Consider the following 15,993-nt stretch of genomic DNA (forward strand, 5'->3'; position numbering starts at 1 on the left):
CCGGGTTCGCTGTGCGTTCAGGAGTTTGGCTTGACCCGGTACCAGTAGGAATAAGCTTCCGTGAAGCCGATTTTACTATACAGCCTGTCCGCCGGAGCGTTGGACGCCACAACGGCGAGATAGCTGTGTCGCGCGCCGCTGCGCTTGCCCCAAGCCAGCAGATTCAGAATCATCTGCTCGGCCAGGCCCTGATTGCGGCGGCCGGGATCGGTCACGATATCATAGAGACCGATATACTCCCGTTCGATGACGCCCAGGCCGCAGGATACGGCTTCGCCGCCGGAATGCAGCGTAATCAGCGCCTTCGGGCTGCGGATATTGGACAACATCCGTTCCAGCACAGAACGGTTCTTGGCCGCCACGCCGCCGATGCGCTGATAATGATCCAGCCATTTGGAAGAGACTTCTCCCGTCATGGCGATGCTGGTGAGCGAAGGCTCGCGAACAAGGTCGAGTGCGACCGTGCGTACGCTGGTCGGCTCCACTTTGGCATAACCTGCGGCTTCGAGCGCCTGGTCGAGATGCGCGGGCAGCACGAACGGCGTGATTTTGAAGATGGTAGGCAGGCCGTTTGCGGCATAAATGCGCTCGCAGGTGTTGATTTGCGTTTTCCAATCGCCGGATGAAGGATAAATGGGGTTAACGGAATTGGCCCGTTTCGTGTAACCGTCCGCAAAACGCAGCACCCAACCCTCATACAGCAGCGTAGACAAGGGCTGCCAATGATTCAGGGACAGCTCCTCAATGAATTTATAGTCCATGCCAACCTCCGTCTACTCAGTATAATAATACATATATTCTCATAATTATACCGACGGGAGTGGCGAATAACAACGCATTTTTTTACTCTGCTAGAGGCTTTCGGTCATCAATCCCCAGCGGAAGCCGAAACGGTCGACTATGGACGCCATGCATGAACTATAGGTTGTACGGCGCGGCGGGTAAATCACGGTGCCTCCGCTGCTTAACGCTTCAAAGGCCCGGACGACCTGCTCCGGTTGTTCAAAGGTAATCGTCAGAAAAAGCGCTTCGCTCGCGCAGTGTGCCCGGCGCGTCTCGTCGGCAAGCATCAGCCGCTGCTCTCCGATATAGGCTTCGGCATGATAGACGTAACCCCGCTCATGTTCGGTCATTTCTTCCGGCCAGTCCCGGCTGTCCGCGTCGGCGTAATGAAGCACGAAATCAATCCGCAGGTTAAAAGCCTGCCGGTACAGCGCGAGGGCCTCTACGCATTGTCCCTGGAAATGCAGCGTGGGGGTAACCAACAGCATAATGAATCTCCTCCTGAAACCATAGATGATTAATTTCTTCCGGCTCTTCTACTATTTTATCACCGGATGCCAAAATAGCCGCCGCCCCGTTTTCCAGAAAATTCTACAACGGCAAACGCCGGCCGTGGTATGATGGGAGCATAAGTTCTTATAGGAGGGGAACGCGATGCCTACATATCATAAGCTCGTCCGCGACCGGATTCCGGAGATTATCGCAGCCGGCGGACAGCGCTGCCGGACGGTTATCCTCGATGAAGAGGCGTACCGGCAGGAGCTTAGACGCAAATATCAGGAGGAAGCTGCGGAATATTTGGCGGCCGGAACCGCCGAGGAAGCGCTGGAGGAGCTTGCCGATCTGCTGGAGGTTGTCCGGGCTTTGGCGGTCGTCCATGGCGCAAGCTGGGAGCAGCTTGAGGCGACGCGGATGAAGAAGGCGGAAGCGCGCGGCGCGTTTCAGCGGCGGATTCTGCTGGTGGATGTGGATGAAGCGCCCCATTGACGGCAATGCAATATCAAGAACGGCAGCACCGCGTCATTCCGGGCCGGACTGCCGTCATTCTTCCGTAAACGATCCGAAATCGGTAATTTTCACATCGTATTTGAACGTAACTTTAGACCCGCTGAACACCTCGTCCCAATGCTCCTTAACCCCGCGCCAGGCCGCGGGATGCTGAACCGCCAGTTTTTCCCCGAATCCGGCCGCATCGACTTTATATTCCGTCTGAAGCTTACGCATCAGCGTCTCCATCATCTGCTCCAGCCTTTTCCGTACGATCTCCTCAATCTTTGCCGCAAAGGCATGCGTGGTTGGCGTGCTGTCCGTATTCCAGGTCTCAATTAGGCGCCCTTTGGTAGAGACCGCCACCTCGAAGCTGATCCGGTCTCCGTCTGCCTTGGAGGTGACTTTGCTGGTCATGTCCTTGATTTCATAGGTCAACGGCTCGCTGTCCCAGTCCTTCTCAATCTTGATGACTCCGCTGTCCCCTGCACTCTTCAGCCACTCGAGACATTCGGTATCTTCTTCGTTTAAGGCCCCGATCCAGCGGCCGTCATCTCCCTTGATGATGCCTGCCCCGGAGAATTCGACCTCTCCGCCGGCGGTCACCAAATTTTGCAAGACAAAACTTTTATGGGCATGGGTCAACGCATCCAGCTTGGCCAGCGTAACCGGAGCCAGCACCTTGCTTGTTCTCTGGCGGTTGCGCAGCATGCCGGCGATATGCAGGGAAGGAACCTCGTTCGGGTTGCTGTTTCCTAACGTGTCCCGGGCACTCCCTTCGCTGATAAACACCATCGTGCTGGGGCGAATATCATTGTCTCGGAGTACGAAATCCGTCAGCTGCTCAATGCCGTAATGCTGCAGCAGCCGGGCGGAAATGACAATGACCTTGAGATGATGTCCGATAATCGGGCGGTCGAGGCGGAGCGAGAACTGCCGGAAGATTTCAAGAATCGAATCGCCGGTTCCCGAGATGTTGTGATAAGGATCGGAAGGCATGTTGTTGCTTTGGGACGCATCTTTAAGCCCCATCGCCTGGACGGGAACGATCTGTACAGTCGCCATCACCTTATTCTGTTTGGAATAGACGGCGCCTTTGGCCTCGAAATCTTGTTCGACCGGAGCGGGCTCACCGACATCCAGCGCAAGTCCGGTATATAAAGCCAAATCCTCGATTTCCTTGCTGCTCCAGCAGCCGGTCAACAGAAGCGGCAGAAGCAGGCATTTCAAGAGAACCGCTGCGCGTTTATACATGCTGCTTCAATCCTTTCACCCGGATCAGCCAGACGATGGTCAACGTCACTGGCAGAAGCAGGAACAAAGCGATGGACATCATTCCGATGGCGTCTCCCAAGGCAAAGAGATCCTGCACGCTTTTAGGAATCATGGCCGAGAGAAAGATCAGTGGCACAAGCGCATAGATCACCCGCTGATAGGACAGGTTGAAGAGCTGCGATACGCCCAGCGAGGCCTGGAAGAAAAAGCTGCTGAAATTGCAGAACATCTGCATCAGCCAGATCACCATCAGCGGGAATTCCAGCCGTTCGATGAAAAATCCGGTAATTTCAAAGCTGCGGACCAGATCGAGCGTCGGCCAGGTGCTGGTCACGGCGGAGTCGATGGACAGTCCGCCGATGACAACGACGACGGTGACAAAATAGAGTCCCAACGGGATTCCGATCCCGGCCAGCATTCCCCGGACCGCCTGGCGCGGCTGCTGCATGAAAGCGACGAGCGTGAGGATAACCTCGCAGCCGGAATAAACCAGCACGGAGGATTTCAGTCCGCGCAAGACCGGGTAGATGCCTTCGCCCAGTACCGGCCGCAGATTGTTGAAGTCGAAGAGGCGCAGACTGACGCCGTAGGAAACGAGCAGCACGAAAATCGAAATCGGAAATATGACCTGAAATACGCGGGCGATGGAGTTGATGCCGCCGGAAACCAGATAGGTGCCGGTCCAGACGAATGGCAGAACAATGGCCCAGATCGGGGTGCCTTCCAGCAGAAAGAACAGCGTCACCTCGGCCAGGGAACGGATCTCAAATCCGGCGATAATAATGAAATACAGGACCAGAGCCACGCCGACGATTTGTCCGGGCAATCTGCCAATTAGCCGTCCGGCATATTGAAATACCGTTTGTCCCGGGAAATGCTGGCACAGCTTAACCATCAGCAGGATCACCGGCATGATAATCATGCCGCCGAGGAGGATGGTCAGCCAGGCATCGGGCGTTTTCAGTTCCTGGGTAACGCTTCGCGGCATGGTGAGAATTCCGGCGCCGAGCACGGTATTGGTCAGGAAGATCGCCGCCTGCGAGGTTGTGATTTTATCGTCGGTTCTTTTATACATCAATGGGCCGCCTCCAGTCATGCCGACTTATGATTTGCGTTTGCTCCTTTGAGGCTTAAACAACACCGGCCGGCGCTTCATCAGCATCAGCGGGGCCCGGAGAAACAAGTCCTTCCAATTGCTGAGCCGAAACGGCGAAATGGGCGTCAGAAAAGGCATGCCAAAGCTCCTCAGCTTGGTCAGGTGGCTGCAGATGAGCAGAAAAAACAAGATGGTTCCGAACATCCCGAGGAACGCGGCGAACAGCATGCCGACGAAACGCAGCATGCGCAGGGTGATTCCTGCGCTATAGGTCGGAATCGAGAAGGAAGAGATGGCCGTAACGGCAACAACGATGACCAGAAATGGACTGACGATCCCCGCCTGCACCGCCGCGTCGCCGATGATCAGGCCCCCGACGATGCCCATCGCCGGACCGATCGGCTGCGGCAGCCGGATGCCGGCTTCGCGCAATATTTCGATGGATACTTCCAGAATCAGCACTTCGATCACCGAGGGGAAGGGAACGCCCTGCCGGGTCTTGATAATCGAAAGCGCCAGCTCGGTTGGGATCAGGCCGGGATGAAACGAGATAAACGAAATATAAAGCGAGGGGGCCAGCAGCGCGAGAAAGGCAGCCCCGAAGCGCAGCAGCCGCAGCAGCGAGCCGGGCAGCCAGCGTTCGTAATAATCCTCCGGCGATTGCAGCAGCATGCTGAACGTCGCCGGGACAATCAGGGCGAACGGCGTGCCGTCAAGCAGGATGGCGACCCGACCTTCCAGCAGGGCGGCAATGACGCGGTCCGGCCGTTCGGTATTCTGAACCTGCTGGAACGGGCTCAAGTAGTTGTCTTCAATGAACTGTTCGACATACCCGCTTTCGGCAATGAAATCCATATCGATGTCGCCGATCCGGTTCTGTACTTCGTGGAGCAAGTCCGGATTGACGATATCATTCATGTAAGCAATCGCTAAATCCTTGGATAGGCGGGTGCCGACGCGGCAATGTTTAATCTCCAGCTGCTCGCTGAAGCCCTGGCGCCGCAGCATGGAGGTATTGATGCTGAGCACTTCGCTGAACCCAAGGCGGGGTCCCCGCAGCAGCGCCTCGGAAACCGGCTCCGTAATTGCCCGATTCGATCCTTCCGGAAATTCGATCAGCAGCCCGCGCGGAAAACCTTCGATTAACAATCCGACATGCCCGAACAGGACCGAGCGGCTGAACTCGGAGCAGCTGGTTGCCTCCATCAGGCTGCTGAACGGCAAGTTGGGGGCATTTAAGGAAGCCGACGACAGGGTATCCGCGCCGGCTTCGTACATTAGAAACTCCATGATGCTCAGGTCCAGCACCCGGTTATTCTGCATGCCATTCACGCTGAACAACGCCGCCCGCGCGCCCAGCCGCTGCATAACAAACGGCCGGCAGTGCAAATCGTCATTTCCGCCGATCGCGTTTTGGATATGCCGAAAGTCGTCGTCGTAACTTCCGCTGAACAGCTCGGAGGCTTCCGGCGGCGGCGCAACCTCGGCTCTGCTGCGCGCCTGCTTCGACGTATTTCCGTTTTTTCCAAACGTGTACACAGATCGATACAGTCTGCTGATCAGAATGGGGATGAGAAGGGCGATGAGCGCCTGCTCCCAGACGCCCCAATCCGGAATATAAGAGATGATCGTATGCATCGGCCTAAGTCCTCTCCGCTCGCGAAGTTAAATCTGGGCGTAAAAGAAGTTTCCCAACGTTTGCTTGATTTTATGTCAAAAGAATAGAAAAAGAGGGAAAACCTGTTCAGGTTTTCCCTCCTGGATGCGTCTGCCGCAGGTAGCAGGCCAATTGCAGATGCAGTAGATGCTCCTGATTGCTAAAGGACATGCCCAGAAGCTCCTCGATTTTGTGAATCCGCTGATACAGCGTATTGATGTGAATGTGCAGCGCCGCCGCGGTCTGCGCCGCCGAACCGCCGCTGGCCATATAGGCGGTCAGCGTATCCTCCAGAACGGCCGCTGCGCCTTTGGCCGGGCGCAGCGGCTCGAAGATCTCGGCGATGAACGCGGCCAGATCCTCCGCCGGCTGGCGGATGAACAGCCGGTTCACGCCGATGTCGGCGTACCGCAGGGTGCCCGGCCTGCCGCGGCTTTTCTGGTACGCCAGCGCTTTATCGGCTTCCTGGTAGCTGGTATTGACCGCGTCGATTCCCGTTCGCACCGAACCGAGGCCCCCGAACACCGCCATGCCCGCCTTCCGTTCCCAATCCGCTAAGCCGCCGGTGAATTTCCGCTCCAGCTCGCCCGGCTTGGATCCTTCAGGCGCTATAAGCAGCAGTGTGACACGCCGTTCGCTGGCGAAGGCTAGCGGAACCGCCTGCTGCCCGGCGTGGTCTTTGAGGAAAGAAATGAGCTGCAGCGAAAGAGCGCCCAGAGCCGCGGGATCGCCTGGATCGATCCACTCGAGCAGCCCCACGGCAATCCGCGAAGCGGGACCGATGCCGAATTCTCCGGATCTCTCCCAATATTCCGCGGAGTTTTTGCTCAGCCGCAAATCGTTAAAGAGCTGCTGGGTTTTCTTGAAGTACAGCTCGGCCAGCGATTGCTTGCGCATCAGCTCAAGGGCCAGGATCGAGCTTCCCTGCTCCAAAGCCACCCATTGCAGGGGCGTCAGGCGCCCTTCCGCCTGAACGAGCAAATACCCGAGGCATTGTCTTGCCGAGGCAATGGGATACAGATGCAGCTGGCCTTCACTGCCCTCGCCTTCCACGGACGTAAAATATTCCGGAGGCTGCAGTGAATGATACAGCTTTAGCAGCCGCTCCATGCTCCAGTCCCGAATCCAGTCCACGCGCTTCGGATGCCACTGCCGGTCGATGAAATCGACAAAAGCCAGCGGCAACCCGAGAATGCGTCCCATTTCCCCGACAATGGAACTTACGCCTTTGTTCTGCAGCGAGAGCTTCATCAGCGCGGAATGGATTTCATCCCGCCGGACCAGCGTTTCATTCTGCTCGCTCAGATGCGCATACAGCTTGGCGTTGGTAATGGCGATTGACACCTGATCCGCAAAGCTTTGCAGGAGCCGCACCTCCGCTTCGCCATACAAAGGAATTTTTCCTTTTTGATAAAAAATCAGCACGCATTCGGTTTGTCCCGCAACCTTGATCGGAACCGAAAAAATGGAGCAGATATTCTCGAAGTGATAGGCATTGTGCAAGTAGCCCTGATTCTCCTTGGACATGTTACCGACATCCTCTTCCAGCATCTGCATGCTGTTATACAGCCGGGGTTCCCCGCGCACAAACGTTTTGCCGATAATGCCTTCGCCCGGCTTCATCCGCATCTTCAGCATGTCTTTGCCCATTTCGCCGGCGCGGGCTTTAACCTTCAAGGCTCCGATGGCCGGATCGTAGCTCCACAATACGCCGATGCTATCGTAAGGAATGACGTCCAGCGCGCTGGCCAGAATACGTTCCAGCAGTTCGTCCAAATCCAGCAGCTGGGTCACATCGCGAAAGCTGTTCATCATCGTATTGAGCGCCTGCTCGTGTCTGGCTGCCATAAAATCGGAATAATAGGGGTACAGCAAGGAGACGAGCGCATTCATTGCATCGGTGGAGACATGCCGTTCCCCGGCAACGCGAACCACAATGCAGACATTGCTACTGTATGGAAGGTAAAATGACATAAATCCATCCGCTTCCAGCCGGGCTTGCGGAGCACGCAGCGGCAGTCCGGCCGTGAGGACAGGAGGTTGTGCCAGAGCGCTTCCCGCCTGATAAACCAGCGTCCATTCGTTCCAATCCCGGCTGATCCACACCGTGAAATCCCCGGTTTCCAGTTGCTCATTCAACATCTTCTCGAAAAAGGCTTGCATGCCGCCCACCTCTGTCAATGTAGGTTTTTATATCATATTATTCTTTATTATATAAGGACCTCCATTGTAAAGCTACGCCTGATCCTGTAAATTTTAGATAACCAATCAACAAAAATAACACCATATGAGAAAGAAGGTAACATGATGTCGAACGTGATCCACAGCAAAACCTTTAAGTATGTCGTATTGGCCCTGTTGTTTCTCGGCTGGAGCCTCGGTAACCTGGACCGCTTCGTCATCAATTATGCCGTCGTCAGCATTTCCGGCGATTTGGGGCTGAGCGCTTCCTCGCAGGGGATTATTCTCAGCAGCTTTTTTCTCGGGTACGCCATTATGCAGATTCCCGGCGGCGCATTGGCGGACCGCTTCGGTTACCGCAAAGTCATTTTGTTCTCGTTATTTTCCTGGTCCGTATTCACCATGATAACCGGCTCCGCCTGGTCGCTGCTTTCGCTGGTGCTTGTCCGGTTCCTGTTCGGTCTGGGTGAAGGCGGATTTTTCCCTTCCGGCTCCAAAGCGATTGCCGTCAACTTCCCCGTCAACCAGCGCAGCACCGCGATGTCCGTCATGCTGGCATCCGGAGGCATTATGGGGGTCGTTACGCCGCTGATTTCCGGCTTCGCGCTCGAATCGGTCGGCTGGCGGATGCTGTTCCACATCTTCGGCGTGATCGGGATCGTGATTACCGTCCTGATGTTCTTTTTCCTGAAGGAACCTGCCCGTACTTTCGAAAAACCAATCCCCGAAGCCGCTCCGAAGAAAAATGCCTCATTGAAAACGGTACTGAAAAGCCCGGTCATCTGGGGCTTGTTCCTCAGCTACTTCAGCATTTACGCCGTCAACTGGGGCTTGACCTCTTGGATGCCGACGTACATGGTCAATGTGCGCGGGCTTAATCTAAAAGAGATGGGGATGCTGGCAGCCATTCCGGGACTCATCGGCATCATCACCATGCTGCTGGGTGGGTATGTCATGGACCGCATTCCTGCGGGCAAGGACCGGGTCATCTCAGCCATTTTCGGACTCTTGGTCGCAGCCGGCTTGTACTTGATGAGCACGGCAGGCAGTATCGCGCTTTTTGTAGCCTATGAGACGCTGGTCCGGATATCGGCGGGCTTTGTATCTACGCTGATTATCTCCAAATCGGTCAAATCGATGCCGGAATCGGTTGCGGCAAGTGCCAGCGGATTCGTCAACACGGGCGCCCAGCTTGCCGGCTTCCTGACGCCGATGCTGATCGGATTTCTGGTCGATGCTTCCGGCGGTTCCTACACGTCGGCATTTACGATGCTGATCGCCTTTGCCGTGATCTGTTCCGCTTCGCTGCTGCTGGCACGCCGTACTCCGTCCGATCTGCCAGCAGAGCCGCAAACGGTCTGACTCCCCATCCCGGGATGCAGCGCTTAATATACTCTATGAATACGAGGTGTTCCATATATGAATATGACATTGGATTTGACGCGTTATGTTGCCGAAGTGATCGAGTCGAAAAAAGATACCTTCATCTCCGCCAGCGACCGGATCTGGGAATTTGCGGAGACTCGCTTCGACGAAGTTCAGTCGGCGGAAGCGCTGATTGAGGTGCTGGAGACCGAAGGCTTCCGCGTCGAGAAAGGCGTGGCCGGCCTGGAGACTGGCTTCATCGGCTCCTACCGTGCCGGAAACGGCGGCCCGGTTATTGCGCTGCTGGGCGAATATGACGCATTGGCCGATCTGAGCCAGGAAGCCGGGCTGAGCGAATACCGGCCGGTGCAGCCGCGCGGCAACGGCCATGGCTGCGGCCATAATCTGCTCGGCGTCGGGGCGCTTGCCGCCGCGGTGGCAGTCAAGGATTATATGGCCGCCCATCCGGAGACCGCCGGGGAAGTGCGTTTCTACGGCTGTCCGGCCGAAGAGAGTGGCTACGGCAAAACGTATCTGGCCCGCGAAGGCTATTTCAAGGATGTGGATGCGGCCTTTTCCTGGCATCCGCATGCAATGAACGCCGTGATGCACGGCAGCTCGAACGCGGTCATTCACGCCACGTTCAACTTTAAGGGCATCAGCGCCCACGCCGCCGCCGCGCCGCATCTGGGCCGCAGCGCGCTGGACGCCGTGGAGCTGATGAACATCGGCGCCAACTATATGCGCGAGCATATGATTGACCAGGCCCGCCTGCATTACGCCATCACCAATTCGGGCGGCTTTGCCCCGAATGTCGTGCAGGCCGAAGCAGAGGTAACTTATCTCGTGCGGGCGCCAAAAACGGCGCAGGTCCGCGAGCTGTTCACGCGGCTGGTCAAAGTGGCCGAAGGAGCCGCGCTGATGAGCGGCACGCAAATGGAGTACCGTTACGAAGGCGCCTGCGCCAACCTGATTCCCAACAGCACACTGGAGCGTGTGCTGCATAAGCATCTAAGCGCGCTGGGAGCGCCGGAGTACAGCGCGGAAGAATACGCATTTGCCAAAGCGATCTATGAAACGCTGCCGGAGAGCAACAAGCAGGAAGCGGCGGCAATGGTCGGACCCAAGCTGGCGCCGCTGCTGGCCGAACATCCGCTGACCGGCTTTATTGTTCCTTTCTCCGACGACAAGGAAATGTTTATGGGCGGTTCGACCGATGTGGCAGATGTAAGCTGGAATGTTCCTACCGCGCAATGCGGGGCCACAACCATGGCCTTCGGGACGCCGCTTCATGCCTGGCAGACGGTAGCCCAGGGCAAATCCTCTTATGCCCACAAGGGGATGCTGCTTGCGGCCAAAGCGATGGCGGCGGCGGCCATCGAAACGCTGCTTGAGCCGGAGCTGGCGAAGCGGGCGCAAGCCGAACTAAGGGAGCGGCTGGGCGGCGAAGCATATGATTGCCTTGTGCCTGCCGATGTACAGCCGCCGAAGCAAGGAGCGGGAACCCTTGCGGTTTAAGGATGTGTTTTCGATCATCGGCCCGGCCATGGTAGGGCCGTCCAGCTCGCATACGGCGGGCGCCGCCCGGATCGGGCGGGTTGCCCGGCTGCTCTTCGGGGACTGCCCGGCCCGGGCCGATATCCTGCTCTATGGCTCCTTCGCCGCTACGTACCGGGGGCATGGCACGGATACGGCGCTGGTGGGCGGCCTGCTTGACATGACCACCGACGATCCCCGGTTGCCGGAGGCGCTGGCCTATGCCGAAAACGCGGGGATGGCCGTCTCCATCGCGCCGGGCAAGGGGCTGTATCCTCATCCCAATACGGCCGAGCTGTATTTGTCCGATGCGGCCGGTAACCGCAAGCTCCAGCTGACCGGTACCTCGATCGGCGGCGGCAACGTCGAGATCGTGAAGATCAACGGCTTCAGCATGAAGCTATCGGCAGCCTATCCGACGCTGACGATCCGCCACCGGGACGAGACCGGGATCATTGCCATCGTCACCGGCCTGCTCGGCGGCGAAGGCATCAACATCGCCCACATGACGGTGGACCGCCGCTCGCGGCGCGGCGAAGCGATGATGGTGCTGGAATGCGACGGCATTCCCGCAGAGGACGTACTGCAAGCCATATCCGCTTTGCCGGCGGTCGAAGAGCTTCGTTTACTGGCGATATGAGGCTTATATCTCTGATTCCATCTTGCGCGATAAAGGAGCATCAGCATGAACTTCCGAACACTTAAACAGCTATCCGAATTGGCGGGAGACCGAGGTTGTTCGCTGGGGCAGCTTATGCTCGACGAACAATGCCTGGAATCCGGAGAAGACAGGGAGGCCGTCTATGGACAGATGCACGAGTATTATCAGATCATGAAAGAAGCCGTACGGCAGGGCGTGAGCACCGGCGCCGTCTCGAAAAGCGGCCTGACCGGCGGCGACGCCCGCCGGATGCATGGCTACCGCGCGGCGGATGAGCCGCTGCTCGGCGAGCATGCCGCGCTTGCGATGACTTATGCCCTCGCCGTGTCCGAGGTCAACGCCTCGATGGGCCGGATCATTGCCACGCCGACAGCAGGCTCCTGCGGCATCATCCCCGGCGTGCTGATCAGCTGCCAGGAGCGCTTCGGCTGGAACGATGAGCGGATGGTGTACGGCTTGTTCGCTTCCGGTGCGATCGGGTATGTGATCGCCAACAACTCCTTTATCTCCGGCGCGGAAGGCGGCTGTCAGGCCGAAGTCGGCTCGGCAATCGGCATGGCCGCCGGGGCGCTAGTCGATATCCGCGGCGGCACGCCGGCGCAGGCCATCCATGCGGTCGGCCTGGCGCTGAAGAATACGCTGGGCCTGATCTGCGATCCCGTGGCCGGCCTGGTGGAGATTCCCTGCATCGTCCGCAACGGCTTCGGGGCCATCACCGCGCTGGGCGCCGCCGACATGGCGCTGGCCGGCGTCCGCAGTGTGATTCCGTCCGACGAAGTGGTGCAGGTGATGCTGGAGGTCGGCTCCGCCATGCCGGAATCGCTGCGCGAGACGGCGGGCGGCGGGCTGGCCCAGACGCCGACCGGCCGCCGGATTACCCGTGAGCTGCAAGAGAACTCCTGAGCAAGCCGCAAGCAGATAGCCCGTGACCCATCCGGCATTGCCGGGGGCACGGGCTTTTAGGCGGAATAGAGTAGGCCTTGCTGCCGGATTCTAGTTATAGTTGGGGAAGGGGGTCTCTTCCAGAATACGCTGCCTCCAGAGGCGATAATGCTCCGGATCGCTCTGGGCGAGTCCTTCGGCAAAGACGACAAACAGCAGAATTCGCCGGTATTGGAGAAAAAGCGGAATTTGCGCAAGCCAGAAGTCGTCCAGCGGATTGGCGCTCAAATAGCCCTCGATGAATGACCGGTAGAGCTGGCGCAGTCGGCCGGGATCCTGCGGCGTTCCTTCGATTTGACCGGCAGAGGCATACGTGAGGATGCTGTATACGGCAACGGCCAGGTCGCAGGCGAACCAATGCAGGTTCGAAACGTCAAAGTCCAGGACCGTCACCGTGCCCTGGTTGGCGAGCAGGTTCTCGATATGCAGGTCGTTGTGCGTAAACCCGAACCCGCCTCGCTCCAGCGGCAGCCGGTCCAGCTTGTCTTTCAGCCTGCGCCAGCTTTCCTTGACGGCTTCATCCTTGCACCATTCATGGAAGCCGTGCCATTCCTTTTCCCAGTGCAGAATGCCGTGCTCCTGATCTCCGGGAATTTCGCGCCAGACGGGGTATTCCTGCGCCGCCGCATGCATTTGCCCCATAACTTCGCCCCAGCGGGCAAACAGCGCTTCATGCTCGGCAACCGGCCTTTCGAAGAGATGCACGCCGTCCCGCTTGATGTAGCCGTAGGCGGCATAGATCCGCTCTTCCTCCTGTTCCTTCACAAAAAGCCGTCCGTCCGCCGCGGGCTCTGGATGCACGATTCCGATGCCGCGTTCCCCGAGAAAACGGATGAATTGCAGTCGGGCTTCAAGGGCGCTTAAGGATTCCTGCGCCTGCCCGGCAGGCAGCTCCATGATTTTCAGGATATGAGTCCGCCCGTCACGGGAATATTCGTAGAGAATCCCGTCCGACCAGTCGTGTCCGCCCCGGAAGTAGGATAAGTCCGCATGCTCCGCATCGTAAGCCTTGGCCATTTGCTTCAATAAATTGTCCGGTATTTTTTTCATTCTGCAGTCCTCCGAATCGTTGGCTTGCACACCTGGGTCTGCGTTGTCCGTGGCTGCGTGGTCTGCAGTGTGGTCATTACATTATGACGGAACCTGCGCAGACGGGGCGGTGATATATATTGCCGGACCATACTTTTTCAGGAAAATTGACACGCCGCATTTATATATACTACAATCTGTAGTATCGAGGTGAACGACATGCCAATCAAACGAATCAACGTGGATGGGGAAGGGCTTCAGCGGTATTTCGGTACGCTCGAGGCGAAAATCATGGAGCTGTTATGGGCTTCTGCGGGAATGAGCATCCGCGACGTCCAGTCCGTGTTGCAGCAGGAGTCGCCAATTACGGTGAATGCCGTGATGACGGTGATGAACCGGCTCGTGGAGAAAGGGCATCTGCTGAAGTCCTCCGGCGGGTTCGGCAAGGCGCGGGGCGCCGTCTACAGACCGGCGCTGAGCCGGGAAGCGTTCCTGGCCGAGCAGATGCATGCGGTGTCGCAAGGACTGATTCAGGAACACGGCAGTCTGGTCGTTGCGCATATGATCGATATGCTCGACGAAGCCGATCCGGAGATTATTGCCAGACTGGAACGAAAGCTTAACGAAATGAAGCAAGGGAAGCCGTTATGAGTCCGATATTCAAGGTAAGGGCCAGTTATGGCCTGATGCTGCTGCTGGTCGGCGTCATCATGTTTCAGATGGGGGCAGCGGTCATGCGCTCGCCGTTGTATTTCCTGGATCCAGCCTGCAATGTGCCGCTGCTTGTGACGGATCTGATGGTTGGCTTTGCCGCCGTGCGGGCGATATGGGCAGCTGTCGTACAAGTCCGGGCGCATCGGGCGGCAGCGCGACTTTTCTGTATGCATGAGGAACCTGACGCCACGCGGCGGCTGAACGAGGTCTACAGGGCTTGGGGAACTCCGATCCTCGTCGTGCGGGATGAGGGTTTTGTCGCTCTGGCCGCCGGCCTGCTGCGTCCCCGCATTATCGTTTCGACCGGCGTTTTGCAGCGGTTCGGCCCGGAAGAGGTAGAAGCGATCCTGCAGCATGAACGGCATCATTGCCTGAACCGGGATAACCTGAAGCGCTTCGTGTCGGAGATGCTGGCGCAGGCTTTCCCTTATTTGCCGATCATCCGGCCTGTGGTAGCTTATGCGAAGACCTGGCAGGAGCTGTTTGCCGACAGGTTCGCGATCGCACAGATGGGGACCTCGCTGCATCTTGGCAATGCCCTGTTGAAGTTCGCCCGAGAAGGACGGATCCCGCCGCGGGAGGCGGTTGCTCATTTTGCTGGGACAGCGCTGGAATACCGGATGCTGCAGATCATCGAACCAGAGACGGCGGTCAAGGTTCCGCTGCGGCTGTACCGGCCGGTGCTGACAACTTGCTGCTTCTTGCTGCTGCTGATGCTTAGCGGCAGCTCGTAAGCTTTTTTTTGGCAATAAATACTACGTTGTGTAGTATGTTTACATCCATTGGATACGGGAGAGGATTTCATGAGAGTTGTATTGTTCAGCATTGGAGGCTACGAGGTTCATTCTTACGGCCTGGTTGTCGCATTGGCGGTTCTGCTGGCGATGGGCGTGGCGATGTTTCTGGCCAGAGGTACGGTCTACCGGGACCATATTCCCGGCCTCGTGATGTACTTGATTGTGGGTGCAATTGTTTTTGCGCGGATCTGGCATGTGTTCTTTTTCCAATGGCCTTATTATTCGGAGCATTTGGCGGAAGTGTTTACGATTTGGAAAGGCGGGCTGGCCATCCAAGGCGCTCTTGTCGGCGGATTGCTCGCGGCTATCGTGTATGTGCGCAGATATCGGCTGAACTTCTGGGAGTTGGCGGATATACTGGCACCGGCGGTGGTGCTGGGGCAAGGCATCGGGCGGATTGCCTGCTTTCTGAACGGGGATGCCTTCGGATCGCCTACCGGCCTGGGCTTCGGGATCGTGTATCCGCCGGGTACCATCGCTTTCGATACTTACGGCGCGCAGCCGCTGTGGCCGGCCGAGGTATGGGAAGGGCAGTGGGACGTTATTGTCTTCGTGCTGCTGATTTTGCTGAAATCCCGCAACTGGCGGCAAGGGTATCTCTTCCTGAGCTATGCCGCCATGTACGCCTTCGGCCGTTTCATGCTTGAATTCCTGCGCGGCGATTCCCCGCGTTACGCTTTGGACTGGACTGCCGGACAATGGACCAGCGTTGCCGCAGCCGCCGTCTGCCTGTTGTTCGCTGTTTATCTGGCCAAACGCCCGCGCCCGCTGGCTGAATGAAAGGGGAGCTTTCCGGGGATTTTAAAAAAAATCATTGCTTCAATTTTATTGTTTCCAAATAGACGGAGTGCGGAGGGGAAGTTTGGAACTGTAGGAGCGGTAGCGACCGCCTTTGTCTTCGGATTTCCACTGCGATAGGCAATGTATTCAAGAAATCTGGAGACAACAGCGGCCGGAAGTCCAAACTTTT

Annotated in this window: 15 protein-coding genes; 8 read left to right on the plus strand and 7 right to left on the minus strand. The window is 57.5% G+C overall.

What is annotated here, in order from left to right; translation table 11 throughout:
• Positions 1-17: 17 nt before the first annotated feature.
• Positions 18-761, minus strand: coding sequence for a GNAT family N-acetyltransferase (locus tag BMW84_RS22150; RefSeq protein ID WP_091072188.1), 744 nt, complete (start codon positions 759-761; stop codon positions 18-20).
• Positions 762-851: 90 nt separating this feature from the next.
• Positions 852-1,271, minus strand: a complete 420-nt coding sequence (locus BMW84_RS22155) for a VOC family protein (RefSeq protein WP_091072190.1) — start codon at positions 1,269-1,271, stop codon at positions 852-854.
• A 166-nt stretch (positions 1,272-1,437) separates the two neighbouring features.
• On the opposite strand from BMW84_RS22155, the gene BMW84_RS22160 reads away from it, so the two are divergent.
• Positions 1,438-1,770, plus strand: a complete 333-nt coding sequence (locus tag BMW84_RS22160) for a nucleoside triphosphate pyrophosphohydrolase (protein ID WP_091072193.1) — start codon at positions 1,438-1,440, stop codon at positions 1,768-1,770.
• A 54-nt stretch (positions 1,771-1,824) separates the two neighbouring features.
• Here BMW84_RS22160 and BMW84_RS22165 read toward each other — a convergent pair whose 3' ends face one another.
• The 4 genes from BMW84_RS22165 to BMW84_RS22180 all read right to left on the minus strand — a co-directional run bounded on the left by BMW84_RS22165 (position 1,825) and on the right by BMW84_RS22180 (position 7,961).
• On the minus strand, positions 1,825-3,024 hold the full coding sequence (locus tag BMW84_RS22165) for a Ger(x)C family spore germination protein (RefSeq protein WP_091072195.1): 1,200 nt from the start codon (positions 3,022-3,024) through the stop codon (positions 1,825-1,827).
• Entirely contained in the window at positions 3,017-4,120 is a 1,104-nt protein-coding gene (locus BMW84_RS22170) for a GerAB/ArcD/ProY family transporter (protein WP_091072197.1), read from the minus strand. The genes BMW84_RS22165 and BMW84_RS22170 overlap by 8 nt, the downstream gene beginning before the upstream one ends.
• Positions 4,121-4,147: 27 nt before the next feature.
• Positions 4,148-5,779 (minus strand): spore germination protein, encoded by a 1,632-nt coding sequence (locus tag BMW84_RS22175; RefSeq protein WP_091072200.1) that lies wholly within the window; start codon positions 5,777-5,779, stop codon positions 4,148-4,150.
• Positions 5,780-5,885: 106 nt separating this feature from the next.
• Positions 5,886-7,961, minus strand: coding sequence for a helix-turn-helix domain-containing protein (locus BMW84_RS22180; protein ID WP_091072201.1), 2,076 nt, complete (start codon positions 7,959-7,961; stop codon positions 5,886-5,888).
• A 144-nt stretch (positions 7,962-8,105) separates the two neighbouring features.
• Between BMW84_RS22180 and BMW84_RS22185 the strand changes: the two genes are divergently transcribed.
• The 4 genes from BMW84_RS22185 (at position 8,106) to sdaAA (ending at position 12,444) form a co-directional block, all read left to right on the plus strand.
• Positions 8,106-9,341, plus strand: coding sequence for an MFS transporter (locus tag BMW84_RS22185; RefSeq protein ID WP_368086736.1), 1,236 nt, complete (start codon positions 8,106-8,108; stop codon positions 9,339-9,341).
• Between the two features lie 63 nt (positions 9,342-9,404).
• The gene (locus tag BMW84_RS22190) at positions 9,405-10,862 is read left to right on the plus strand and encodes an amidohydrolase (protein WP_254773099.1); all 1,458 of its coding nucleotides are present in this window, start codon (positions 9,405-9,407) and stop codon (positions 10,860-10,862) included.
• A complete protein-coding gene (sdaAB, locus tag BMW84_RS22195; protein WP_091072205.1) occupies positions 10,852-11,520 on the plus strand; it encodes an L-serine ammonia-lyase, iron-sulfur-dependent subunit beta in 669 nt (222 codons plus the stop codon). The genes BMW84_RS22190 and sdaAB overlap by 11 nt, the downstream gene beginning before the upstream one ends.
• A 45-nt stretch (positions 11,521-11,565) precedes the next feature.
• Complete coding sequence (gene sdaAA / locus BMW84_RS22200; protein ID WP_091072207.1) at positions 11,566-12,444, plus strand: L-serine ammonia-lyase, iron-sulfur-dependent, subunit alpha; 879 nt, start codon at positions 11,566-11,568, stop codon at positions 12,442-12,444.
• Positions 12,445-12,534: 90 nt separating this feature from the next.
• Here the strand turns inward: sdaAA and BMW84_RS22205 are convergent, their stop codons facing one another.
• Complete coding sequence (locus BMW84_RS22205) at positions 12,535-13,533, minus strand: phosphotransferase enzyme family protein (RefSeq protein ID WP_091072209.1); 999 nt, start codon at positions 13,531-13,533, stop codon at positions 12,535-12,537.
• 198 nt (positions 13,534-13,731) lie between these two features.
• Between BMW84_RS22205 and BMW84_RS22210 the strand changes: the two genes are divergently transcribed.
• From BMW84_RS22210 to lgt, 3 genes are all read left to right on the plus strand, one after another.
• Positions 13,732-14,163 carry a BlaI/MecI/CopY family transcriptional regulator gene (locus tag BMW84_RS22210; protein WP_091072212.1) on the plus strand — a complete coding sequence of 144 codons (432 nt, stop codon included), beginning with the start codon at positions 13,732-13,734 and terminating at the stop codon, positions 14,161-14,163.
• Entirely contained in the window at positions 14,160-14,960 is an 801-nt protein-coding gene (locus BMW84_RS22215; protein ID WP_091072213.1) for a M56 family metallopeptidase, read from the plus strand. Before BMW84_RS22210 ends, BMW84_RS22215 begins: the two co-directional genes overlap by 4 nt.
• A gap of 69 nt (positions 14,961-15,029) precedes the next feature.
• Positions 15,030-15,803 (plus strand): prolipoprotein diacylglyceryl transferase, encoded by a 774-nt coding sequence (gene lgt / locus BMW84_RS22220; protein WP_091072216.1) that lies wholly within the window; start codon positions 15,030-15,032, stop codon positions 15,801-15,803.
• Positions 15,804-15,993: the final 190 nt, after the last annotated feature.

It is taken from the genome of Paenibacillus sp. NFR01 (genome assembly GCF_900111565.1).
Lineage (GTDB): Bacteria > Bacillota > Bacilli > Paenibacillales > Paenibacillaceae > Paenibacillus_AQ.

Bases quoted from the DNA above. Each gene is read 5' to 3' on its own strand.
- BMW84_RS22155 (WP_091072190.1), bottom strand. From the start codon at position 1,271: ATGCTGTTGGTTACCCCCACGCTGCATTTCCAGGGACAATGCGTAGAG.
- BMW84_RS22215 (WP_091072213.1), top strand. From the start codon at position 14,160: ATGAGTCCGATATTCAAGGTAAGGGCCAGTTATGGCCTGATGCTGCTG.
- BMW84_RS22185 (WP_368086736.1), top strand. From the start codon at position 8,106: ATGTCGAACGTGATCCACAGCAAAACCTTTAAGTATGTCGTATTGGCC.
- BMW84_RS22190 (WP_254773099.1), top strand. From the start codon at position 9,405: ATGACATTGGATTTGACGCGTTATGTTGCCGAAGTGATCGAGTCGAAA.
- BMW84_RS22205 (WP_091072209.1), bottom strand. From the start codon at position 13,533: ATGAAAAAAATACCGGACAATTTATTGAAGCAAATGGCCAAGGCTTAC.
- BMW84_RS22165 (WP_091072195.1), bottom strand. From the start codon at position 3,024: ATGTATAAACGCGCAGCGGTTCTCTTGAAATGCCTGCTTCTGCCGCTT.
- BMW84_RS22175 (WP_091072200.1), bottom strand. From the start codon at position 5,779: ATGCATACGATCATCTCTTATATTCCGGATTGGGGCGTCTGGGAGCAG.
- BMW84_RS22180 (WP_091072201.1), bottom strand. From the start codon at position 7,961: ATGCAAGCCTTTTTCGAGAAGATGTTGAATGAGCAACTGGAAACCGGG.
- BMW84_RS22170 (WP_091072197.1), bottom strand. From the start codon at position 4,120: ATGTATAAAAGAACCGACGATAAAATCACAACCTCGCAGGCGGCGATC.
- BMW84_RS22160 (WP_091072193.1), top strand. From the start codon at position 1,438: ATGCCTACATATCATAAGCTCGTCCGCGACCGGATTCCGGAGATTATC.
- sdaAA (WP_091072207.1), top strand. From the start codon at position 11,566: ATGAACTTCCGAACACTTAAACAGCTATCCGAATTGGCGGGAGACCGA.
- BMW84_RS22210 (WP_091072212.1), top strand. From the start codon at position 13,732: ATGCCAATCAAACGAATCAACGTGGATGGGGAAGGGCTTCAGCGGTAT.
- BMW84_RS22150 (WP_091072188.1), bottom strand. From the start codon at position 761: ATGGACTATAAATTCATTGAGGAGCTGTCCCTGAATCATTGGCAGCCC.
- lgt (WP_091072216.1), top strand. From the start codon at position 15,030: ATGAGAGTTGTATTGTTCAGCATTGGAGGCTACGAGGTTCATTCTTAC.